The sequence below is a fragment of the Streptomyces sp. NPDC001339 genome (genome assembly GCF_042895955.1).
GTDB lineage: Bacteria > Actinomycetota > Actinomycetes > Streptomycetales > Streptomycetaceae > Streptomyces.
Genome location: NZ_JBIAWT010000001.1, coordinates 282422 through 305046, shown reverse-complemented (window position 1 = coordinate 305046; position 22625 = coordinate 282422). Strand labels below are relative to the sequence as shown.

Below are 22625 nucleotides of genomic sequence, written 5' to 3'. Positions count from 1 at the left end.
CCCTCGGCAGCGCGGAGGCAGGTCACACCACTAGACAGGCCGCAGCCAGATGGTCGCCAGTGGGGGCAGGGTGACGGAGAGGGATGTGGGGCGGCCGTTCCAGGGGAGGGGCTCGGGCTTGAGGGGGCCGGGGTTGGTGATGCCGCTGCCGCCGTAGCGGGGGGCGTCGGTGTTGAGGATCTCGTGCCAGGCGGGGAGGGCGGGGTGGAGGTCCGGGACGCCGAGGCGGTAGATGTGGCGTACGACGGGGGAGAGGTTGGTGACCGAGAGGAGAGGGGCGCCTTCTCCAGGGTCTGAACGGTCCGGGCGGTGGTCCCGTGCGGAGAAGCGGAGGAAGGAGAAGACGTTGTCCTCGCTGGCGTTGCCGTCGATCCAGCTGAATCCGGATGGGTCGGTGTCGCGCTCCCAGAGGGCGGGGGTGGCGGCGTAGTGGTGGTTCAGGTCGCGGACCAGGTCGCGGACGCCGCGGTGGTCCGGCTCGGCCTCGTACGACGGGTCGAGCAGCCACCAGTCCGGGCCGTGGCTCTCCGCCCACTCCGCGCCCTGGGCGAACTCCTGGCCCATGAAGAGGAGTTGCTTGCCCGGGTGGGCCCACATGAAGCCCAGGTACGCGCGGTGGTTGGCGCGCTGCTGCCACCAGTCGCCGGGCATCTTGGAGACCAGGGACCGCTTGCCGTGGACGACTTCGTCGTGGGAGATGGGCAGGACGTAGTTCTCGCTGTGGGCGTACACCATCGAGAAGGTCATCTCGTTGTGGTGGTACTTGCGGTGCACCGGCTCCTTGGACATGTAGACGAGGGAGTCGTGCATCCAGCCCATGTTCCACTTCAGGCCGAAGCCGAGACCGCCGTGGTCGGTCGGCCGGGTGACGCCGTCCCAGGCGGTGGATTCCTCGGCGATGGTGACGATGCCGGGGCAGCGCCGGTAGACCGTCGCGTTCATCTCCTGGAGGAAGGCGACGGCGTCGAGGTTCTCCCGGCCGCCGTACGCGTTCGGGCTCCACTGGCCGTCCTCGCGTGAGTAGTCGAGGTAGAGCATGGAGGCGACGGCGTCCACGCGCAGTCCGTCGATGTGGAACTCCTCGCACCAGTACACGGCGTTGGCGACCAGGAAGTTACGGACCTCGGCGCGGCCGTAGTCGAATTCCAGGGTGCCCCAGTCGGGGTGGGCGGCCCGCGCCGGGTCCTGGGGCTCGTAGAGCGGACGGCCGTCGAACTCGGCCAGTGCCCAGTCGTCGCGCGGGAAGTGTGCCGGCACCCAGTCCATCAGTACGCCGATGCCGGCCTGGTGCAGGGCGTCGATCAGGAAGCGGAAGTCGTCGGGGGTGCCCATCCGGGCCGTGGGGGCGTAGAAGCCGGTGACCTGGTAGCCCCAGGAGCCGCCGAAGGGGTGCTCGGCGAGGGGCATGAACTCCACGTGGGTGAAGCCCAGGTCCTTGATGTAGGAGGGGAGTTGGGTTGCAAGTTGGCGGTAGGTGAGGCCGGGGCGCCAGGAGGGGAGGTGCACCTCGTAGACGGAGAACGGGGACTCGTGGACGGGGCGCTGCCCGCGGCGGGTCATCCAGTCGGCGTCCTGCCACTGGTAGTGGGACTCCGTGACGACCGAGGCGGTGGCGGGCGGGCATTCGGTCCGCCGGGCCATCGGGTCGGCGCGTACCGTCTTCGACCCGTCCGGCCGGGTGATCTCGAACTTGTACAGCTCGCCCTCGCCGATGCCGGGGAGGAAGAGTTCCCAGACTCCGGAGGAGCCGAGTGAGCGCATCGGGCAGGCGGTGCCGTCCCAGTAGTTGAAGTCGCCCAGTACCCGGACGCCTTGCGCGTTGGGGGCCCAGAGGGTGAAGCGGGTGCCGGTGACGCCCTGGTGCTCCATGGGCCGGGCGCCGAGTGCCTGCCAGAGCTGTTCGTGCCGGCCCTCGCTGAACAGGTGCAGATCCAGTTCGCCGAGCGCGGGCAGGAAACGGTAGGGGTCGTGGGTGGTCAGGAGGGTGTCGTCGCCGTGGGAGTCATGGGAGTCGTGGGAGCCGTAGGAGAGGAGGAGTTCGTAGGCGGGGACGGTGCGGAGGGGCAGTACGCCGGCGAAGAGGCCGTCGCCCTCGGAGTGCAGGGTGGCGCGCAGGCCCGGTGCGATGACGGTGACGGTCTTCGCGAAGGGGCGGAGGGCGCGGATGAGGAGCCCGCCGCGTACGGGGTGTGCGCCGAGGAGGGAGTGGGGATCGTGATGGGTGCCGGAGAGGAGTCGGCCGCGGTCCTCGGGGGAGAGTGGGGCGGCGGCTCGGACTCCGCGTCCGCCGGACGCCGGTGCCGACGCCGATGGCGGGTGTGCGCGCTCCTGGGCCGGTGACTGGGCCGGTGGCCGGGCTGCTGAGGGGGCCGCTGACTGGGCCGCTGACTGGGCCGCTGATGGAGCCGGTGGACGGGGCGGAGCCGGTGCGGTCGCGGGAGCGGGAGCGGGCCTGGATCTCATGGGTGGGGCCTCCTGTGGGAAGGGCGTGGGGCGTCGGGGCCCGGGGCGTGCCCGGCCGGCTCGCCGTCGGCCGCCAGCCGACGGATCGCGGCCATCGGGACGGACAGCCAGTCGGGCCGGTGCCGGGCCTCGTAGAGCACCTCGTAGACGGCCTTGTCGGTCTCGTAGGCACGCATCAGTTCCGGCGCCGAGCGAGGATCGAGCCCGCCGGCCTCGGCGTATCCCCGGCAGTAGGCGGCGCGGGTGCGCTGGGCCCAGTCCAGCGCCCAGGGGTCCCCGCCGGCCGGTCCGCTGCGTGCCGCGTAGTCGAAGGAGCGCAGCATCGCCGCGACATCGCGCACCGCCGGCTGGAGGCGGCGCCGCTCGGCCAGCGGGCGGGCCGGTTCGCCCTCGAAGTCGATCAGCGACCAGCGGCCCCCGTCGGCGGAGCGCAGCGTCTGGCCCAGGTGCAGATCGCCGTGGATGCGCTGGGCGGCCCAGCTCCGGCCGTCGCGCCCCACCGCAGCCAGAGCGTCGAAGGCGGTGCGCAACCGCGCCCGGTAGGGCTGGAGTACGGGCACGGCGCGGGCGGTGGCCGCCAGCCGCTGGTGCATCCGGGCGGCGATCTCCTCCAGCTGCGGGCGGCGCAGTTCGGTGGTCGGCAGGGTCTGGGCGAGGGCGGTGTGCACCTCCGCGGTGGCGTGCCCGAGTGCTCGGGCCGGGCCGGTGAAGTCGGCGCGTACCGCCAGGGCGTTGAGGGCCAGCTGCCAGCCGTCCGTCGATCCCGCCAGGAACGGCTGGAGCACACCGAGCGTCGTCGCCTCCCCGCTCCCGTCCGTGGCCGCCGACTCGAACCACGCGGCGGGTGCGGGGACCCGGGCGCACGGGGTGCCGGCCAGCGCCCGCGACAGCTCCAGGTCCGGGTTGATGCCCGGTTCGATCCTCCGGAAGACCTTCAGGATGAACGATTCGCCGTAGACGAGGGAGGAGTTGGACTGCTCGACGGCGATGGGACGGGCCGGCAGGCCGGAGGGGATGTCCGCGTCCGGCTCGCGGTGGAAGCGCAGGGCGCCGAGCCGTCCCGGCGTCCGCAGCCGTTCCAGCAGCAGGCCGCAGAGCCGGTTGTCGAGCAGTGCGTCATAGACCGTGCGGCCGCGCAGCGGGCCGCCGCCCGGCCGGCCGATCACCGCCGGCGCCAGCTGCGGGGGCGGTGCCGGGTGCACGCCGAGGAGGAGCTGGTAGCAGTCGCCGTCGGCGGCGGTGCGGCTCGGCGGGGTGCTCTGCTGGGCCCGGACGAGGAGCTGGAGCAGTCCCGGTGCGGTGCCCCCGCCGGTGCACGGCAGCAGTTCGGTCGCCGAGAGCAGGGTGAAGCCGGTGATCAGCCGCCCTTTGCCGGCGAACCAGCGCTGGCGCGGCACCCATACGGCCAGCAGGGGGACGAGCGAGGAGAGCAGGTCGGGGGCGGTGACGAGCGGGCGGCGGTCCGGGCTGTTGCGGGGGGCACGGGTCGGGGCGGTGTCCGGCATGGGTGTCGCGTCCTTTCCCCGGGCACACGACAGGTAGGGCAAAGTGTCCCGGAATGCGGGCTTCACTGTGCGGTGGCGCGGTGGCGGTACCCCCGTACGGAGGCTGGCGTCGTCCCCCCGGACGTGCTCCGGGCGTACCGGGCAGGACCGAGGGGACGGGAGGTGACGGGGGTGACGGCGCGCTGGGCGCCTGCCCCCGTCAGGGGGCCGGCCGGACAGCGTGTGTCACGGGTTCCACGCCGTCACGCGTTCGACGCCGTCACGGATTCGCCCCCGCTATGGGTGCGGCTTCGTCGCCGGTTCGGCGTTCTTCCGTAGACGGAACCAGTAGAACCCGTGGCCCGCCAGCGTCAGCAGATACGGCAGTTCCCCGATGGCCGGGAAGTGGACGCCGCCGATCAGCTCCACCGGATGGCGGCCGCTGAACGACCGCAGGTCCAGCTCCGTCGGCTGGGCGAACCGCGAGAAATTGTGGACGCACAGCACCAGGTCGTCGTCCGCGCCGGCGGTGCCCGGTGACGCCCGCAGGAAGGCCAGCACCGCCGGGTTGGTGGACGACAGCTCGGTGTAGCTGCCGAGACCGAAGGCCGGGTTCTGCTTCCGGATCTCGATCATCCGGCGCGTCCAGTGCAGCAGCGAGGACGGCGAGCTCATCGCCGCCTCGACATTGGTGACCTGGTAGCCGTAGACGGGATCCATGATGGTGGGGAGGAAGAGGCGGCCCGGGTCGCAGGAGGAGAATCCGGCGTTGCGGTCCGGGGTCCACTGCATCGGGGTGCGCACGGCGTCCCGGTCGCCGAGCCAGATGTTGTCGCCCATGCCGATCTCGTCGCCGTAATAGAGGATCGGCGAGCCGGGCAGGGAGAGCAGCAGGGCGGTGAACAGCTCGATCTGGTTGCGGTCGTTGTCGAGCAGAGGGGCCAGCCGCCGGCGGATACCGATATTGGCGCGCATCCGCGGGTCCTTGGCGTACTCCGCGTACATGTAGTCGCGCTCTTCGTCCGTGACCATTTCGAGGGTCAGCTCGTCGTGGTTGCGCAGGAAGATGCCCCACTGGCAGCCGGACGGAATCGCCGGGGTCTTGGCGAGGACCTCCGAGACCGGGTAGCGCGATTCGCGGCGCACCGCCATGAAGATGCGCGGCATCACGGGGAAGTGGAACGCCATATGGCATTCGTCGCCGCCGACCGCGTAGTCGCCGAAGTAGTCGACGACGTCCTCCGGCCACTGATTGGCCTCGGCCAGCAGCACGGTGTCCGGATAGTGCGCGTCGATCTCCGCCCGGACCCGCCGGAGGAAGGCGTGCGAGGCGGGCAGGTTCTCGCAGTTGGTGCCCTCCTCGGCGTAGAGGTACGGGACCGCGTCCAGCCGGAACCCGTCGATCCCCAGGTCGAGCCAGAACCGCAGGGCGGAGATCATCTCCTCCTGGACCACCGGGTTCTCGTAGTTGAGGTCCGGCTGGTGGGAGAAGAAACGGTGCCAGTAGTACTGCTTGCGGACCGGGTCGAAGGTCCAGTTGGAGGCCTCGGTGTCGACGAAGATGATCCGGGCGTCGGCGTACTGCTTGTCGTCGTCCGCCCAGACGTAGTAGTCGCCGTACGGCCCCTCCGGGTCGCTGCGCGACTCCTGGAACCACGGGTGCTGGTCGCTGGTGTGGTTCATCACCATGTCGATGATGACCCGCATACCGCGATGGTGCGCGGCGTCCACGAATTCCACGAAGTCCGCCAGATCGCCGAATTCGGGGAGTACCGAGGTGTAGTCCGCGACATCGTAACCGCCGTCCCGCAGCGGGGATTTGAAGAACGGCGGGACCCAGAGGCAGTCCACCCCCAGCCACTGCAGATAGTCCAGCTTGGTGGTGAGGCCTTTGAGGTCGCCGATGCCGTCGCCGTTGCTGTCCTGGAAGGAGCGCACCAGGACCTCGTAGAAGACGGCTCTTTTGAACCAGTCGGGATCGCGGTCCTTCGCCGGGGTGTCCTCGAATGTGTCGGGGACTGGCTCATTGACGATCAATTGGGTGACCCTCCGATCGGTGAGGACGGTCGCAGCGACAGCACATGAGCGGGCGCGGGCGAGCGGCCCGGCTCCAGGCGCACATAGTTGTCCCTGCCCCAGTGGTAGGTATCGCCGGTGAGCTCGTCGCGCACCGGGAAGGACTCGTGCCGGCCGAGGCCGAGTTCCGGCATGTCCAACGACACCGTCGCCTCGTGGGTGTGGTGCGGGTCGAGGTTGACCACCGTGAGTACCGTGTCGGCCCCCGCACCGTGGCTCGCGCGCTTGGAGTAGGCGAGCACGGCGTCGTTGTCGACCGGGTGGAAGCGCAGATCGCGCAGCTGTTGCAGGGCAGGGTGCCGGCGGCGGATGCGGTTGAGGGCGGTGATCAGCGGGGCGATGGTGCGCCCCTCCTTCGCCGCCGCTTCCCAGTCGCGCGGCCTGAGTTGGTACTTCTCCGAGTCGAGGTACTCCTCGCTGCCCGGGCGTACCGGCATCGACTCGCAGAGCTCGTATCCGGCGTAGACGCCCCACGTGGGGGAGAGGGTGGCGGCCAGCACGGCACGGATCTCGAAGGCGGCCCGGCCGCCCTCCTGGAGGTAGGCGTGCAGGATGTCCGGGGTGTTCACGAAGAGGTTGGGCCGCAGGTAGGCGGCGCTCTCACCGGACAGCTCGGTGAGGTACTCGGTGAGCTCCTGCTTGGTGTTGCGCCAGGTGAAGTACGTGTACGACTGGTGGAAGCCGATCTGGGCGAGGGTGTGCAGCATGGCGGGGCGGGTGAACGCCTCGGCGAGGAAGAGCACGTCCGGATCGGTGCGGCTGATGTCGCCGAGCACCTTCTCCCAGAACGCCACCGGCTTGGTGTGCGGATTGTCCACCCGGAAGATCCGTACGCCCTTGGCCATCCAGAAGCGCAGCACCCGCTCGGTCTCCCGGACCAGCCCGCGGAAGTCGGTGTCGAACGCCAGGGGGTAGATGTCCTGGTACTTCTTCGGCGGGTTCTCGGCGTAGGCGATCGAACCGTCCGCACGGTGGTGGAACCACTGCGGGTGCAGGGTGACCCAGGGATGGTCGGGGGAGCACTGCAGCGCGAAGTCCAGGGCCACCTCCATCCGCAGGTCGCGGGCCGTACGGACGAAGTACTCGAAGTCCTCGAAGGTGCCCAGGTCCGGGTGGAGGGCGTCATGGCCGCCGGCCGCCGAGCCGATGGCCCAGGGGGAGCCGACGTCGTCCGGGCCCGCGGACAGGCTGTTGTTGGGGCCCTTGCGGAAGGACGTGCCGATGGGGTGGACGGGCGGCAGGTAGACCACGTCGAAGCCCATGGCGGCGACGGCCGGCAGCCGTTCGGCGGCGGTGCGCAGGGTGCCGCTGACGGCGGTGCCGCGCGCGGTGACGACGGCGCCCTCGGACCGCGGGAAGAGCTCGTACCAGGAGCCGTACAGGGCTCGTCGGCGCTCCACGGCCAGTGGCATCGGGCGGGAGACGGTGAGCAGTTCGCGCAGCGGGTGGCGCTCCAGCGCCGCGACGACCTCGGGGGCGAGCGCCGCGGCGAGCCGGGCGGCGGGTGGCAGTCCCGGGTCGCGCAGCGCGTCCACGGCGCCGAGCACCGCCTCCCGGCCGTCGCTCTTGGGGACGTCGGTGGCCGCCCGCTCGTGCAGCTGGGCGCCCTCGGCGAGGACCAGCTCGGTGTCGAGGTCCGCCGGGATCTTGACCGCGGCGTACCGGCGCCAGGTGGCGAGCGGGTCGGACCAGGCCTCCACGGTGAAGGTCCAGCGGCCCTCGACGTCCGGGGTGACCTCGGTGCTCCAGCGGTCGGTGCCGGGCACCCGCTCCCGCATGGGGGTCCAGGGGCCGCAGCGGCCGGCCGGGTTGCGCAGCACCACGTTGGCCGCGACCGCGTCATGGCCTTCGCGGAAGACGGTGGCCGAGACCTCGAAGGCCTCGCCCACCACGGCCTTCGCCGGGCGGCGGCCGCAATCGATCTGCGGGCGGATGTCCAGAACAGGGATGCGACCGATCATGGGCTCACCTGGGCTTGTGATGCTTTGCGGGGTTTTGTCCTTTGTATCCGCTCCATGGCAGGGCGGCCGGGTGTGAACAGGGGCGCTCGGGTCCGCTTTCACTCGGCTGGCGGACGGTGCGACCGGCCGGGGTGTACGCGGTGAGCCTTCCCTCCGACGGTGGCCGGGAAATCCGCTGCCATGTGAACTACCGGTACGTAACTGCGCACCGGGCGTGGTACGGCGGATGTGCGGCCGCCGTCCTCGGGGCGGCTGCGGGGCTGCGCTGACACGGTCGGCGTCGCCTCCTCAACTCGGTCTGATCACAGCGGAGTTGCGGTGTGCGGAAGTCCGGTGCCGCGCCGGGGCCCGTCGGCGCTCTCCGCAGCCTCCCCCGAGGAGGAGGTACGGACAAGAGCGAATGAGGGGCCGGAATCGGCCATATCGGCGGACGCGCGGGTAGCCGGCCGCCCGGGGCCGCCCGTGCGGCCAACTGGCCTGCGGGGGAAGGGGCCGGGGGTGTCTCCGCGCGGTTCCCGGCACACGCAGAAGGCGGTGCCCGGAGAGTTCCGGACACCGCCCTGTCACCGGGGTCACGCCGCCCCGGGACATTCAGCGTGCTGTGGTGCGTGTGCTGCGGTTTCTGCTGCGTGGGCTGGTGCGTGCGCTGGTGCGTGCACCGGCGTGTGACGTCACTTGACGGCGACGCCGGTCCAGGCGGCCTCGACGCCCTTGACCTCGGCGCCGCCCGCGCCGTACAGGTCGGTGGCGGCCTTGACGGTCGCCTCGCGCGCGCCCTTGTAGTCGGTGTTGGAGGTCATGTACGTGGTCAGGGCCTTGAACCAGATCTTCTCGGCCTTGTCCCGGCCGATGCCCTCGACCTTGGAGCCGTCGGCGGTCGGGCTGTCGTACTTGACGCCACCGATCTCCTTCGGGCCGCTGCCCTCGGACAGCAGGTAGAAGAAGTGGTTGGCCACGCCCGACGAGTAGTGCGGGTCGAGGTTGGCGGTGTTGGAGTCCCAGTTGTCCTGCGACTGGCCGTCCTTGCTGGGCTTGTCCATGTAGCGCAGCGGGGTGCCGTCACCGTTGATGTCGATCTTCTCGCCGATGAGGTAGTCGCCCGGGTCCTTCTCGTTCTTGGCGAAGAACTCGACCGAGGTGCCGAAGATGTCCGAGGTGCCCTCGTTGAGGCCGCCGGACTCACCGCTGTACTCCAGGTTGGCGGTGGCAGAGGTGACACCGTGCGACATCTCGTGCGCCGCGACGTCGATGGCGGTGAGCGGGGCCTTGTTGTCCTTGCCGTCGCCGTACGTCATGCAGAAGCAGCTGTCGTCCCAGAAGGCGTTGACGTAGCTGTTGCCGTAGTGGACGCGGGAGGAGGCACCCTTGCCGTCGCCCTTGATGCCGCTGCGGCCGTGCACGTTCTTGTAGTAGTCCCAGGTCTTGGCCGCGCCGTAGTGCGCGTCGACGGCCGCGGTCTGCGGGTCGTCGGGCTTGCCGGTGCCCCAGGCGTCGTCCTCGTCCGTGAACGCCTTGCCCTCGCCGCTCTCGCTGTTCTCCAGGTTGGAGGTCTTGTGACCGCCGCGCTCGCCGTCGGTGAGGGTGAAGCCGCTGCCCTCCTTGGAGGTGGTCAGCTCGACGCTGCCGCTGTACTCGCTCTCGCCCTTGCCGGTGCGGATCTCGTCGTACTGGAACAGCTTCTTGCCGGTGTCGGCGTCGGTGATGACGTGCATCCGGCTGGGGGTGCCGTCCTTCTTGGTGCCCTTGACGATGGTGTCGTAGGCGAGGACGGGGGTGCCGGAGGCGGCCCAGACGACCTTCTTGGGGGTCTGCGCGTCGGCCTTCTTCGCGGCGAGCGACTTGGCGGCGGTGCCCTGTGCCGAGGCGGCGGCGGTTCCCGCGGCGATCTTCGGCGTGGTGGAGGCGACCTTGATGGTCTTCTCGGTGGCCTTGGTGGTCGACTTGATCGCGCCGCCCTCGGCCTGGTGCACGACCAGGTCGCCGCCGAGGACCGGAAGTCCGGCGTAGGTGCGGTCGTAGCGGGTGTGCGTGGTGCCGTCGGCGTCCTTGATGACGTCCTTGACGACCAGCTTCTCCTGTGCGCCGAGGCCGAGTGCCTGGGCGGTCTGGGCCCGTACGGTGCTCGCGTCGCGCAGCAGTTCCGCGCGGTGCGAGGCGCTGAGCTTGAGGGGAGTGGCGTCCTTGGCGGCGGTGGGGGCCGGCGAGGCGCCGGCGGTGCCGGCCGTGATCCCGGCGGCGAGCAGGGCCGCGGCGGCGAAGGCGCCTCCGGTCACACGGGTCTTACGGGATATGCGGGGGGTCACGCGTGCTCCTTCAACTTTGCCAAACGGTGGGGGTGCAAAGCGATGCGGGTGATTGCGTTCCGGGAAGGTTGCCATTCCTAACGCGTTCATGTCAGGAGGGAGTCGCAAACTTGGCCGAAAAATGTCCGCAGAGAGGAGATCGTCGTTCGTATAACGGAGTGGGGCGCCGCTCCCCGAGATCCGGGAGCGGCGCCCAAGTGCCGTGCTGCTGAGCCGAGTTGAGATGCCGGTCGGGGTTCCGGCCCGGATATGTCACACCAAGGTGACGGCCCGGTGCCGACGCCGGGTCAGAACGTCAGCTTCCAGCCATTGAGATAGCCGGTGTCCTGTGCGTAGACGTCCTGGACCCGCAACTTCCAGGTACCGCCCGCCGCCTTGGCGGAGGCGTCGACGGTGTACGTCGTCTTCACGTCGGCCGCGGAGTCGTTCGCGTCGGAGTTCTTCAGCCGGTAGGCCGTGCCGTCCGGGGCGATCAGGTCGATGACCAGGTCGCCGCGGTAGGTGTGCACGATGTCCACCCCCACCTTCAGCGCGCCCGGCGCGTTGCCGCTGCGGCTGACGGTGATCGGCGAGGTGACCGCGGTGCCCGCGTCCGGGATCCGTACGTCGTCGGTGCTCTCGAAGACACTGCCGCCGTCGCCGTCCGGGACGCGGGAGCCGACGTTGACCGCCGCCCAGGTGTTGGCGACCGTGTTGTACGTCGCGCTGCCCTCGCCGAACAGGTCGGCCGCGGCCCGGAGCGTGGCGGTGCGGGCACCCGCGTAGTCGGTGTTCGCGTTCATGTACTGGCTCAGCGCCTTGAACCACACCTTCTCGGCGTTGGCCCGGCCGATGCCCGGCACCGGCTTGTTGTCGTACGTCGGGCTGTCGTAGTGGACGCCGCCGATGTCCTTCGGCCCGCTGCCCTCGGACAGCAGGTAGAAGAAGTGGTTGGCGACCCCGGACGAGTAGTGCACGTCCAGGTCACCGACGCGGCTGGACCAGTAGTCCGCGGAGTTGCCGTCCTTGCTGGGCTTGTCCATGTAGCGCAGCGGGGCGCCGGTGCCGAAGAGGTCGATCTTCTCGCCGATGAGGTAGTCACCGGGGTCCTTCGGGTTGTTGGCGTAGAACTCCACCGCCGTACCGAAGATGTCGGAGGTCGCCTCGTTGAGGCCGCCGGACTCGTTGGCGTACTCCAGGCCCGCGGTGTTCGAGGTGACGCCGTGCGACATCTCGTGGCCGGCCACGTCGATGGCGGTGAGCGGGTGGGTGTTGTTCCGGCCGTCGCCGTACGTCATGCAGAAGCAGCCGTCGTCCCAGAAGGCGTTGGAGTAGCTGTTGCCGTAGTGGACACGGGAGTAGGCGCCCACCCCGTCGCCCTTGATGCCGCTGCGGCCGTGCACGTTCTTGTAGTAGTCCCAGGTCTCCTGCGCGCCGTACGCGGCGTCGACGCCCGCGGTCTGCGGGTTCGACGGCGTGCCGTCGCCCCAGACGTCGTCGGCGTCGGTGAAGAGCGAACCGCTGCCGGACGTACCGTGGTTGAGGTTGTTGGTCCGGTGGTTGCCCCGGGTGGTGTCGGTCATCTTGAAGTTCGGCGCCGACCCGGAGGTCCCGATGGTGACCTGGCCGCTGTACTGGCTCTTGCCGGTGCCGTTCTCGATGCCCTGGTACTGGAAGAGCTCGGCGCCGGTCCCGGCGTCCGTGATGACGTGCAGTGCGTTGGGTGTCCCGTCGTCCTGGAGCCCGCCGACCACCGTCTCGTACGCGAGCACCGGCGTGCCGTCGGCGGCCCAGACCACCTTGCGGGGCGCCTCGGCCGCCGCCGTCTGCTCCGCGCCGAGCGCCCGGGCGGCCTGGACGGCCTTCGCCTCGGCGGCGGCCGGCCGCACCTTCGGGGTGGTGCTCGCGACCTTGATCTGGGTGCGTACGGCCTTGGTGACGCCCTTGAGCGCGCCGCCCTTGAGCGTGCCACTCTTGCTCCGGTGCACCACGAGGCCGCCGCCGAGGACGGGCAGTCCGGCGTAGGTGCGTTCGTAGCGGGTGTGGACGGTGCCGTCGGCGTCCTTCGAGACGTCCTTGACGACCAGCTTCTCCTGTGCGCCGAGCCCGAGTTGGCGCGCGGTTTCGGCGGTGCCGGCCTCGGCTGCCCGTATCAGCTCCGCACGCTGGGACGGGGACAGCTCGGCCGGCAGCGCGCCGGGGCCGGGTACGGCGTGCGCGGCGCCCGGCCGCGGGGTGGCCGCCGTGCCGGTACCGGCCTGTGCGCCGACGGCCAGCATCGCCGCGACGGCGACGAGCGCGCCGGTCGCGACGGCGCGTCTATGGGGGGTGCGTCTCACGCTGACTCCTTCTGCGGTGGCCGCTCCGTGGCGGTGCAGCCGAGGGGGACCGGGCGGCGGAAGGGCCGTCCGGGCAGAGCGAGGCAGAACACTTGAAGTGCGTGGGGGGAGACTTACGTGATGCACGTGATGCACGTGACGTACGCGAAGAACAGGGCGTACGTGACGCACGTGAGGTGCGGATGGAACCGGTGATGCGTGGAACGCCTGCCGCGGGGGTGGTGCTGTGGGGGCCACGCGGCTGCGGTTGCGGGGAAGAGTCCCACCGCTCACGACTGCTTGTCAGTGGCCGTTCAACTAATTGGCCGGAAAACGTCCGTTGGGCGAAATAGGCGTCCGATAAGCGGACATCCGGTTCTCCGCGGCGGCGCACCGGCCTCGTCAGGGTTGCCCATCGCGATAACGGCTTTGCCGTCCTCCGCGCCGTCGTACTTCAGCACGTACAGCGGGCCTCAGCCGGCGGCTCGGAGCAGCAGGACCGAGCGGGCGGGCAGCGGGATGTCCGCGCCTGCGGTGTGGCGGGTGCCGGGCGGTGTCCTCTGGTCTTCCCGGGAGGTGTCGACGAGGAGTTCGTAGGAGGACGCCCACGGCGGACCGGGAAGCGTATAGGCGCCCGGTTCGGCCCCCGCGTGCAGGATGGCGAGGAAGCTGTCGTCGACGATGCGGATACCGCGGGCGTCGCGCTGCGCGATGTCGTTCCCGGAGAGGTACATGCCGAGGGTGGCCCCCGGGGTGTACCAGTCCCGTTCGGTCATCTCCGTGCCGTCCGCGGTGAACCAGGCGAGGTCGCGCAGACCGCCCTGCCCGTGCGGCCGTCCGGAGAAGAAGGCGCGGCGGCGGAGTACGGGGTGGGCGCGGCGGAGCGCGATCAGGCGGGATGTCAGGTCGGCCAGCGGGCGCCAGTCGGGATCGGCCGGCAACGACCAGTCCAGCCAGCTGACTTCGTTGTCCTGGCAGTAGGCGTTGTTGTTGCCGCGCTGGGTGCGGCCCAGCTCGTCGCCGGCCACCAGCATGGGGACGCCCGTGGAGAGCAGGAGGGTGGTCAGGAGGTTCCGCAGCTGGCGGCGGCGGAGCGCGGAGATGCCGGGGTCGTCGGTCTCGCCCTCGGCGCCGCAGTTCCAGGACCGATTGTCGTGGGCGCCGTCGCGGTTGTCCTCGCCGTTGGCCGCGTTGCGCTTGTGCTCGTAGGTGACCAGGTCGCGGAGGGTGAAGCCGTCGTGTGCGGTGAGGAAGTTGACCGAGGCGTACGGGCGGCGGCCGCCCCAGGCATAGAGGTCGCTGGAGCCGGAGAGCCGGTAGCCCAGGTCGCGTACGTCGTGCTGGGCGCCGCGCCAGAAGTCGCGGACGGTGTCGCGGTAGCGGTCGTTCCACTCCGTCCACAGCGGCGGGAAGGCGCCGACCTGGTAGCCGCCGGAGCCCACGTCCCAGGGCTCGGCGATCAGCTTGACCCGGCGCAGTACGGGATCCTGGGCGATCACGGCGAGGAACGGGGAGAGCATGTCGACGTCGTGCAGGGAGCGGGCCAGTGCCGATGCGAGGTCGAAGCGGAAGCCGTCCACTCCCATCTCGGTGACCCAGTAGCGCAGCGAATCGGTGATCAGCCGCAGCACCTGGGGCTGGACGACGTGCAGGGTGTTGCCGCAGCCGGTGTAGTCGGTGTGGTGGCGGGCGTTGGCCGCCAGGCGGTAGTAGCCGCGGTTGTCGATGCCCCGGAGGGAGAGCGTCGGGCCCCGCTCGCCGGCCTCCGCGGTGTGGTTGTAGACGACGTCGAGGATCACCTCGATACCGGCGTCGTGCAGCGCCCGCACCATCCGCTTGAACTCGCCGACCTGCTGGCCGCGGGTACCGGTCGCGGCGTAGCCGGCGTGCGGCGCGAAGTAGCCGATGGAGTTGTAGCCCCAGTAGTTGCGCAGGCCGCGGCGGATCAGATGGTCCTCGTGCGCGAACTGGTGGACCGGCAGGAGTTCGACGGCGGTGACCCCGAGCCGGACGAGGTGCTCCAGCGCGGCGGGGTGGGCCAGGCCCGCGTAGGTGCCGCGCAGCCGCTCGGGTACGCCCGGATGACGCATGGTGAAGCCGCGTACGTGCAGCTCGTAGAGGACGGTGTCCGGCCAGGGCGTCTTGGGCCGGCGGTCGTCGCGCCATTCGTCCTCGCCGCCCTCGTCCGTGGTGGCGTCGCCGACCACCACGCCCTTGGGGACGTACGGTGCCGAGTCCCGGTCGTCGCGGACGGTGTCGGCGACGTGCTGCTCCGGCCAGTCGCGGACGTGCCCGTAGAGCGGGGCGGGCAGCGCGTACCCGGCGCCGGCCGGCTCGGTGGACGTACCGAAGTCGCCGTCCACGGCCCTGGCGTACGGGTCGAGCAGCAGCTTCGCCGGGTTCCAGCGGGCGCCGGTCCAGGGGTCCCAGCGGCCGTGCACCCGGTAGCCGTAGCGCTGACCGGGCCGGATGCCGGGCAGGAAGCCGTGCCAGATCTCGTGGGTGAGCTCGGTGAGCGGATGGCGGGTCTCGTGCTCCGCCTCGTCGAAGAGACACAGCTCCACGGCCTCGGCGCCGCCCGCCCACAGGGCGAAGTTGGTGCCCGCGACGCCGTCGGGCCCGGTCCGGCAGCGGGCCCCCAGGGGCGTCGGGCTGCCGGGGCGGATGTCCGCGGGTGAGGTGAGTGGTCCGCCCTCCACCGCCTCCTGCTCGGGTGCGCTCGACACGTACCGGCCTCCTGCGGCTCATGGCTCGGTCGGGCGGGACCGCGCGGCGTCCCGGCCGCGGATGCGGCTCCGCCCTCCCCGTTGTTCTGCCCGCAACCGGGTGTCGCCTCACGCTTCGGGTGGGGCGGGGGAGGGTCCGTCACGGGCATCGACCGGATGACGTGACTGAATGACGTGGCCGAATGACGTGACCGAATGGCGTGTCCTTGACAGGCGGTACGCGGCATACCTCCTGATTCCGGCATCATCCGTCACAATCCTAAATATGACTGCCCATCAGCAGGAACGAGCAGGGGGCCGGGACCAGGGCCGGGACCGGAGCCGGGACCGGACCCGGCGCCGCGCGGGGCGCGGCCGCCTGGCCCGCGCCGCCGTGGCCGGGCTCGCCGGGGCGGCGGCGCTCACCGGCTGTGCGGGCTCGGCCGCGTTCGACGACGGGAACGTGCCGCGCACCCAGGAGCCGGTCATCCGGATCGTCCCTCACAACGGGGCGCACGGCGTACGGGCCGACGCGCGGTTCGAGATCCGGGTGCCGGACGGGCGGCTGGAGCGGGTCGTGGTGAGCCGTACCGGAAACGCCGGCCGATGGCCCGTCGCGGGCCGGATCGCACCGGACGGCCTGGTCTGGCGGCCGGCCCCCGGCCCCCTCCAGCCCGGCGCGACCTACACCGTCGACGTGGTCGCACGGGACGCCGCGGGCCACCGCTCGGCCCGGCACGCCACCTTCACCACCGCCCTGCCCGCCCGCCGGGTCACCGGCCACTTCTCGCCCCAGAGCGACACCATGGTCGGCACCGGCCTGATCTTCTCGATGGCCTTCGACCGGCCGGTCGCCGACCGCGCGGCCGTCGAACGCGCCGTCAAGGTCACGGCCCGGCCGGGCGTCGAGGTCGCCGGCCACTGGTTCGGCAGCCGACGGCTGGACTTCCGGCCCCGCGACCGGTGGCGGCCGGGCACCGAGATCACCGTGCGGCTGCGGCTGCGCGGGGTGCGGACCGGGCCGGACACCTACGGGACACAGGACCGGACCGTGCGCTACCGGGTGGCCCGGGACCAGATCAGCTTCATCGACGCCGCCCGGCACACCCTGACGGTGCGCCGGGCCGGCCGGGTGGTGGCGGTGCTGCCGGTCACCGCGGGCGACGCCGCGCACCCCACGTACAACGGACGGATGGTGATCCTGGAGCGGCAGTCGGTGACGCGGATGGACGGCCGGACCGTCGGCTTCGGCGGCGAGTACGACATCGCGGACGTCCCGCACGCCATGCGTCTGACCCGGTCCGGCACCTTTCTGCACGGCAACTACTGGGCGCGGCCCGAGGTCTTCGGGGGCGTCAACACCAGCCACGGCTGCGTGGGGCTCAGGGACGTCAAGGGCGGCGCCCCGGACACCCCGGCCGGCTGGCTCTTCGGCCGGTCGATCGTCGGCGACACCGTGGTGGTGCAGAACTCCCCGGAACGCACGGTCGCGCCGGACAACGGCCTCGGCGGCTGGAACGTGCCGTGGGACGAGTGGCGGGCCGGCTCGGCGCTGCGCTGACCGCGGGGGCGGGGCGGTGCGGGGCGGTGCGTGTCGCGCTGCGCTGACCGCGGCGGTGGGGCGGCTCCGTGCTGCGCTGCGCCGACGGGGCGCGGGCCGGGCGGGTGCCGCGTCCTGCCGGAACCCTCAGCCCCACGCACCGAAGGCAGGCCCTAACCTTCCGGCATGACTGTGAATCTCGAGGTTGTTGACGGCGTCGGAACCATCCGCCTGGACCGCCCGCCGATGAACGCCCTGGACATCGCCACCCAGGACCGGCTGCGCGAGCTGGCCGAAGAGGTCACCCGCCGCGACGAGGTGCGCGCGGTCGTCGTCTGGGGCGGCGAGAAGGTCTTCGCGGCCGGCGCGGACATCAAGGAAATGCAGGACATGGACCACGCGGCCATGGTCGTCCGCTCGCGGGCCCTCCAGGACGCGTTCACCGCCGTCGCCCGGATCCCCAAGCCGGTGGTCGCCGCGGTCACCGGCTACGCGCTCGGCGGCGGCTGCGAGTTGGCGCTCTGCGCCGACTTCCGGATCGCGGCCGACAACGCCAAGCTCGGCCAGCCGGAGATCCTGCTGGGCCTGATCCCGGGCGCCGGCGGCACCCAGCGGCTGGCACGGCTGGTGGGTCCCTCGAAGGCCAAGGACCTGATCTTCACCGGCCGTCAGGTGAAGGCCGACGAGGCGCTCGCCCTCGGCCTGGTGGACCGGGTGGTACCGGCCGCCGAGGTCTACGAGCAGGCGCACGCCTGGGCGGCCCGGCTCGCGGCCGGCCCCGCGCTGGCCCTGCGCGCCGCGAAGGAGTCCGTCGACGCGGGCCTGGAGACGGACATCGACACCGGGCTGACGGTCGAACGGAACTGGTTCGCCGGGCTGTTCGCGACCGAGGACCGGGAGACCGGGATGCGCAGCTTCGTCGAGGACGGCCCCGGTAAGGCCAGGTTCCGCTGAAGCGGCTGGGGTTTTTGGGGCGTGTGAGGTTTGGCCGGGACCCGATGCCTCGTGTGGGGGAATTGCGGGGAACTTAACCACGCCTTAAGGCCGCCTTGTTGACACCTCGCGTCGATCATTCATATGCCCGGTGTCGCCGCAGGTCAGCCAGGTTTTCCCGGAACCTTAAATGCTGTTGGCATATGACGTCGCGGGGCGCTGGAACCGGCAATTCCGGGCAAGGGATTCCGCCGGTTCCGCCCCCGCGACCGCCAAGTAGCAGCCATGATGGGGGGCATGGCGGGCCTCGAAGGAATGGAGCAGCCGCGGCCGGAGAGCGATCCGTCCGCAGCACGGTGGGGCGTCCCCGGCACGGACGGGATGCCGGTTCCGGCTCCCTGCGGCCCGGTGCCCGCGGCACTCGATCTGGTCGGCGAGCCGACCATCGGCGAGGTCCGGCTACCCTCCCGTCCCCAGTCCGCCGGGATCGCCCGCCGGCTGACCGCGGCGGTGCTCCTCAAACAGTGGTCCCTGACGCCCCAGCTCGCCGAGCACGCCGTGCTGCTCGTCTCCGAGCTGGTCGGCAACGCCGTACGCCACACCGGCGCCCGGACGTTCGGGCTGCGGATGCTCCGCCGCCGTGGCTGGATCCGTATCGAGGTGCGCGACCCCTCCCGTGGCCTGCCCTGTCTCATGCCTGTCCAGGGTATGGACGTCAGCGGCCGTGGCCTCTTCCTCGTCGACAAGCTCTCCGACCGCTGGGGTGTGGACCTGCTGCCGCGCGGCAAGACGACGTGGATCGAGATGAGGGTCCCCGACTGCTGACGCCCGTACGGGGCTGCTGACGCCCGTACGGGTCCGGCCGTACGCCGGGAGGAGCGACCCGCACCGCTGCACCGCCGGGCAGCCGGGCCGCCGGGCGTCGTCGGCCGACGGCCGGGGAGGCGGTTGCGGGGAGGCGATCCGTAAGATGGGCTGTTCGTGACTGCGGCTGATACGGAGAGGAGGACCATGTATTCCGTGCGCCGGTCGGCCGCGCTGACGCTGCTGCTCCTCCTCGCCGTCGCCCTCGGGCCGCTGCTCTGCCGCACCGGGGGCGACCAGGCCTGGACGGCGACGCCCACGGCCACGGCCACGGCGATGAGCCCGGTCCCGGTCCCGGTGCAGGACACGCCGAAGCTTTCCGGTGCCTCGAAGCCTTTCGGTGACCCGAAGCCCTTCGGAGACCCGAAGCTCTACGGCTCCCCGCAGCTCGCCGCCGCCGACAGTGGGCCTGACGCCGAGGCCCACGCGCCCAAGCGCTGCCAGGGCCGGCAGGCACCCGCGCCCGACGAGTCCGCCCCGCTGCCCACCCCGCACCGTGCCGAGCCCCTGGCCCCCGCCACCACCGGTCCCGGCCCGCTCGCCGTCGACCTGCCGGCCCAGCACGCGCTCGCCCGGCCGCCCACTGACGCGGAGCACCGCGCCGACCACCCTTCCCTCCTGCCCGTACTGCGGATCTAGGCCACCCCGAGCTACCCGGCCTGACCCTTCCCTCCGCACGTATGGAGCTTCCGCATGCCCACTTCCGCCTCTCCCACCCGCAAACTGGCCGCCATCGGCGCGGTCATCGCCCTCGTCGTGGCGGTGATCGCGGTCGCCGTCGCCGTCGGCAAGGCCGTCGAAGGCAGCCGCGACAGCGGCACCGACGCGCCCGAGGCCGCCGCCTCCGTCGAGTCGAAGGACGAATCCGCACAGCAGAAGATGTTCGACGACCTCGCCCGGCAGACCAGCCGGCGCCAGGACGGTGACCCGCTGGCCGTCGGCAAGAAGGACGCCCCGGTGGTGCTCGTCGAGTACGCCGACTACCAGTGCTCGTACTGCGGGAAGTTCACCCGCGAGACCCAGCCCGAGCTGGTCAAGAAGTATGTCGACGCGGGCACCCTGCGCATCGAGTTCCGTAACTTCCCCGTCTTCGGTGCCCCCTCCGAGCGGGCCGCCCGCGCCTCCTGGGCCGCCGGCCGACAGGGCAAGTTCTGGGAGATGCACGCCACGCTGTACGCCGAGACCCGCAAGGGTGACGCGCTGGCCGAGGACAAGCTCGTGGAGATGGCCCGGGCGAGCGGGGTTCCGGACATCGAGAAGTTCCGTACGGACCTGAAGAGCGCGGATGCCGAGCAGGCACTGAAGAAGGACCAGGAGGAGGGCTACCAGCTCGGTGTGCAGTCCACGCCGTCCTTCCTGGTCAACGGCCGCCCGGTGATGGGGGCGCAGGCCACCGGGGTCTTCACCCAGGCCATCGAGGACGCCGCGGCCAAGGCGAAGGCGAAGGGGACGGAGACGGGGGCCGGGAAGTGACGACCGACATCGGCTACCTCGCGGCGTTCCTGGGCGGTGTGCTCGCCCTGATCAGCCCGTGCAGTGCGCTGCTGCTGCCGGCGTTCTTCGCGTACTCCCTCGGCACCCCCGGCCGGCTGCTGGCCCGCACCGGAGTGTTCTATCTGGGGCTGGCCACGACGCTGGTACCGCTCGGCGCGGCCAGCACGCTGACCAGCCAGCTGTTCATCGGGCACCGCGACCTGCTGATCACGATCGGCGGCTGGGTCGTCATCGCGATGGGCCTGGCACAGATCCTCGGGCTGGGCTTCGCGTCCCGGCGCGCCCAGCAGGCGGCCGCCAGAATCACCCCGCGCTCGGCCGTCTCCACCTTCCTCCTCGGCTGTGTCTACGGGCTGGCCGGCTTCTGCGCGGGGCCGATCCTCGGCTCGGTGCTGATGGTCTCGGCGCTCAGCGGCAATGCCGTCTACGGTGCCTCGATGCTCGCCGTGTACGCGCTGGGCATGGCGCTGCCGCTGTTCGTCCTCGCGCTCCTGTGGGACCGCTTCCGGCTCGGCACCCGGGGGTGGCTCCGGGGCCGTGAACTCACCCTCGGGAAGCTGCGGCTGCACACCACCTCGCTGCTGTCCGGGGTGTTCTTCATCGGCATCGGCGTGCTCTTCCTGCGCTTCAACGGGACCAGTGCGCTGCCCGAGTTCCTCGACAGGGACAGCGAATCGCGGATCGAGGAGTGGCTGGCCCGGGTCGGGAACGCCATCCCGGACTCGGTGCTGCTCGCGGTGGCCGCACTGGCCGTCGCGGGAGTGCTGGCCAGGATCGCCCTCCGCGGGGAGAAGCGGCAGCGGGAGCAGCAGCCGGCCGAGCCGCCGGAGAAGCAGTCGGCGGAGCAGCCGACCGGGCCGCCGGCGGAGCAGCCCGCGGACCGGTCGGCCGAGCCACCGGAGAAGTAGCCGCGCGGCGGGGGCGGGCAGCTGCCCCCGCCGGCGCTCCTCTCCGGAAGTGCCTGGGCTCCGGAAGCGCCTGGCTAGGCGCTGAGCCGGCGCCGCCGGTGTGCGTGCGTACGGGCGAGTGGCCGTATGTGCGCGGGGTGGGCGTCGGCCCGGCGCCGGCGGTCGTTGCAGAGCAGGCACTTGCCGTAGCCCGGCGGAAGAGGATCCTCCGGGTCGCCGTACAGCGGGTCGACCGCGCCGTGCGGATGGAGCGCGCAGCCGGTCGGACCGGTCTCCGCGCCCAGGGCGCTGGCCGTGGTCAGCGCCTGGCGCAGTACGTCGACGAGCTCGTCCGCGCCCTGCCGGGTCGGCGCGGACTGCAGGGCGGTGGCAAGGTCGGATGCGGTGGTCAGCGCGGACTGGAGTTCGCGCAGCTGTGCGTAACCCATGTCGCCGAGCGTAGGCGGACCCACTGACAGTCGATCTTCCGATCGCACTTCGCAACTACCCATGGGCAGATGCATGCCCGTTCAGCCGCGCGATTGAGCACCGTAATGGTGACCATCCCCTTACTGGACCATGACAAGCAAGGGGACGGAGGGCAGGGCGGGGCTGAGCGGGGTAGGGCCGAGGCCACGGCCCGGCCTCGGTCACGTCCCCGCCGCCGTCACGGCGCGATCGGCAGCGCCCGCTTGTGCTCGGTGAGCCGGTAGCGGCGGGTGATCGCCCGGAACGCCTCCGGGGCGACCGGCTCGCCCTCCAGGAAGTCGTCGATCTGGTCGTACGTCACCCCGAGCGCGTCCTCGTCGGGCTTGCCCGGGTCGAGCGTCTCCAGATCGGCCGTCGGCACCTTCGTGACCAGCTCCTCCGGGGCGCCCAGCGCCGCCGCGACGGCTCGCACCCGGCGCTTGGTGAGACCGGTGAGCGGGACGACATCGGCCGCACCGTCGCCGAACTTGGTGAAGAAACCGGAGACCGCCTCGGCCGCGTGGTCGGTGCCCACGACCAGGCCGTCATGGGCCCCGGCGACCGCGTACTGCGCGATCATGCGCTGCCGTGCCTTGATGTTGCCGTGCACGAAGTCCTGGTGGTGGGCGTCGCGGAAGGAGAGTCCGCCGTCCACCGCGGCTTCGAGCGCCGCATCGCTCGCCGGGCGGATGTCGACGGTCAGCTCCCGGTCGGCCCGGATGAACTCCAGCGCCCGCTGGGCGTCCTTCTCGTCCGCCTGGACGTCGTAAGGCAGCCGCATCGCGTAGAACGTCGCCTCGTGGCCGGCGGCCCGGGCCCGCTCCACGGCGAGCTGGCAGAGCCGGCCGGTGGTCGTCGAGTCGACGCCGCCGCTGATCCCCAGGACCAGCGAGCGCAGGCCGGTGGAGGTCAGCCGTGCTGTGAGAAACGCCACCCGGCGCTCGATCTCCCGCTCGGCGTCGAAGGACGCGGTCACCTGGAGATCCCGGGCGATCTCCTGCTGCAAGGCCTTGGACGCCGGGTCGGTCACGGCTGCTCCCCTTCTTCTGTCTCTCTGTCTCTCGCCGCGTGGTTCTCGCCGCGAGTGCGGTACGGACGGCGGCTGCCGCCTGGCATGCGTCACACGCTGTCCCCGTACCGCGTACGCAGA

The 22625-nt window shown here is 71.3% G+C and carries 15 protein-coding genes; 6 read left to right on the top strand and 9 right to left on the bottom strand.

Annotation, left to right across the window (positions count from 1 at the left end; translation table 11 throughout):
* Nucleotides 1–30: 30 nt before the first annotated feature.
* From glgB to glgX, 7 genes are all read right to left on the bottom strand, one after another.
* The gene (gene glgB / locus ACFY12_RS01255; RefSeq protein WP_390713611.1) at nt 31–2463 is read right to left on the bottom strand and encodes a 1,4-alpha-glucan branching enzyme; all 2433 of its coding nucleotides are present in this window, start codon (nt 2461–2463) and stop codon (nt 31–33) included.
* Nucleotides 2460–3968, bottom strand: a complete 1509-nt coding sequence (locus tag ACFY12_RS01250) for a maltokinase (protein WP_390713610.1) — start codon at nt 3966–3968, stop codon at nt 2460–2462. The genes glgB and ACFY12_RS01250 overlap by 4 nt, the downstream gene beginning before the upstream one ends.
* Nucleotides 3969–4244: 276 nt before the next feature.
* On the bottom strand, nt 4245–5984 hold the full coding sequence (gene treS, locus ACFY12_RS01245) for a maltose alpha-D-glucosyltransferase (protein WP_390713609.1): 1740 nt from the start codon (nt 5982–5984) through the stop codon (nt 4245–4247).
* Entirely contained in the window at nt 5981–7984 is a 2004-nt protein-coding gene (locus tag ACFY12_RS01240; RefSeq protein WP_390713608.1) for an alpha-1,4-glucan--maltose-1-phosphate maltosyltransferase, read from the bottom strand. Before ACFY12_RS01240 ends, treS begins: the two co-directional genes overlap by 4 nt.
* A 671-nt stretch (nt 7985–8655) precedes the next feature.
* Nucleotides 8656–10287 (bottom strand): M4 family metallopeptidase, encoded by a 1632-nt coding sequence (locus ACFY12_RS01235; protein WP_390713607.1) that lies wholly within the window; start codon nt 10285–10287, stop codon nt 8656–8658.
* A 287-nt stretch (nt 10288–10574) separates the two neighbouring features.
* Nucleotides 10575–12605 (bottom strand): M4 family metallopeptidase, encoded by a 2031-nt coding sequence (locus ACFY12_RS01230; RefSeq protein ID WP_390713606.1) that lies wholly within the window; start codon nt 12603–12605, stop codon nt 10575–10577.
* Nucleotides 12606–13057: 452 nt separating this feature from the next.
* On the bottom strand, nt 13058–15310 hold the full coding sequence (glgX, locus tag ACFY12_RS01225) for a glycogen debranching protein GlgX (RefSeq protein WP_390713605.1): 2253 nt from the start codon (nt 15308–15310) through the stop codon (nt 13058–13060).
* Nucleotides 15311–15575: 265 nt separating this feature from the next.
* Between glgX and ACFY12_RS01220 the strand changes: the two genes are divergently transcribed.
* The 6 genes from ACFY12_RS01220 to ACFY12_RS01195 all read left to right on the top strand — a co-directional run bounded on the left by ACFY12_RS01220 (nt 15576) and on the right by ACFY12_RS01195 (nt 21028).
* Nucleotides 15576–16850, top strand: coding sequence for an Ig-like domain-containing protein (locus ACFY12_RS01220; protein WP_390713604.1), 1275 nt, complete (start codon nt 15576–15578; stop codon nt 16848–16850).
* A 165-nt stretch (nt 16851–17015) separates the two neighbouring features.
* Entirely contained in the window at nt 17016–17783 is a 768-nt protein-coding gene (locus ACFY12_RS01215) for an enoyl-CoA hydratase/isomerase family protein (RefSeq protein WP_390713603.1), read from the top strand.
* A 264-nt stretch (nt 17784–18047) separates the two neighbouring features.
* A complete protein-coding gene (locus tag ACFY12_RS01210) occupies nt 18048–18587 on the top strand; it encodes an ATP-binding protein (RefSeq protein WP_390713602.1) in 540 nt (179 codons plus the stop codon).
* Between the two features lie 186 nt (nt 18588–18773).
* Nucleotides 18774–19265 carry a hypothetical protein gene (locus tag ACFY12_RS01205; protein WP_390713601.1) on the top strand — a complete coding sequence of 164 codons (492 nt, stop codon included), beginning with the start codon at nt 18774–18776 and terminating at the stop codon, nt 19263–19265.
* Between the two features lie 54 nt (nt 19266–19319).
* Nucleotides 19320–20099: a DsbA family protein gene (locus ACFY12_RS01200; RefSeq protein ID WP_390713600.1), complete on the top strand. Its 780-nt coding sequence runs from the start codon at nt 19320–19322 to the stop codon at nt 20097–20099.
* Entirely contained in the window at nt 20096–21028 is a 933-nt protein-coding gene (locus ACFY12_RS01195) for a cytochrome c biogenesis CcdA family protein (protein WP_390713599.1), read from the top strand. Before ACFY12_RS01200 ends, ACFY12_RS01195 begins: the two co-directional genes overlap by 4 nt.
* Nucleotides 21029–21102: 74 nt before the next feature.
* Here ACFY12_RS01195 and ACFY12_RS01190 read toward each other — a convergent pair whose 3' ends face one another.
* A complete protein-coding gene (locus ACFY12_RS01190; RefSeq protein WP_390713598.1) occupies nt 21103–21456 on the bottom strand; it encodes a hypothetical protein in 354 nt (117 codons plus the stop codon).
* 218 nt (nt 21457–21674) lie between these two features.
* On the bottom strand, nt 21675–22505 hold the full coding sequence (gene nadE, locus ACFY12_RS01185; protein ID WP_390713597.1) for an ammonia-dependent NAD(+) synthetase: 831 nt from the start codon (nt 22503–22505) through the stop codon (nt 21675–21677).
* Between the last annotated feature and the right edge of the window lie 120 nt (nt 22506–22625).

Excerpts from the sequence above, each read along its gene's own strand:
- ACFY12_RS01190 (WP_390713598.1), bottom strand. The coding sequence starts at position 21,456 with ATGGGTTACGCACAGCTGCGCGAACTCCAGTCCGCGCTGACCACCGCA.
- ACFY12_RS01205 (WP_390713601.1), top strand. The coding sequence starts at position 18,774 with ATGTATTCCGTGCGCCGGTCGGCCGCGCTGACGCTGCTGCTCCTCCTC.
- ACFY12_RS01240 (WP_390713608.1), bottom strand. The coding sequence starts at position 7,984 with ATGATCGGTCGCATCCCTGTTCTGGACATCCGCCCGCAGATCGATTGC.
- ACFY12_RS01200 (WP_390713600.1), top strand. The coding sequence starts at position 19,320 with ATGCCCACTTCCGCCTCTCCCACCCGCAAACTGGCCGCCATCGGCGCG.
- ACFY12_RS01210 (WP_390713602.1), top strand. The coding sequence starts at position 18,048 with ATGATGGGGGGCATGGCGGGCCTCGAAGGAATGGAGCAGCCGCGGCCG.
- ACFY12_RS01215 (WP_390713603.1), top strand. The coding sequence starts at position 17,016 with ATGACTGTGAATCTCGAGGTTGTTGACGGCGTCGGAACCATCCGCCTG.
- glgB (WP_390713611.1), bottom strand. The coding sequence starts at position 2,463 with ATGAGATCCAGGCCCGCTCCCGCTCCCGCGACCGCACCGGCTCCGCCC.
- ACFY12_RS01220 (WP_390713604.1), top strand. The coding sequence starts at position 15,576 with ATGACTGCCCATCAGCAGGAACGAGCAGGGGGCCGGGACCAGGGCCGG.
- ACFY12_RS01250 (WP_390713610.1), bottom strand. The coding sequence starts at position 3,968 with ATGCCGGACACCGCCCCGACCCGTGCCCCCCGCAACAGCCCGGACCGC.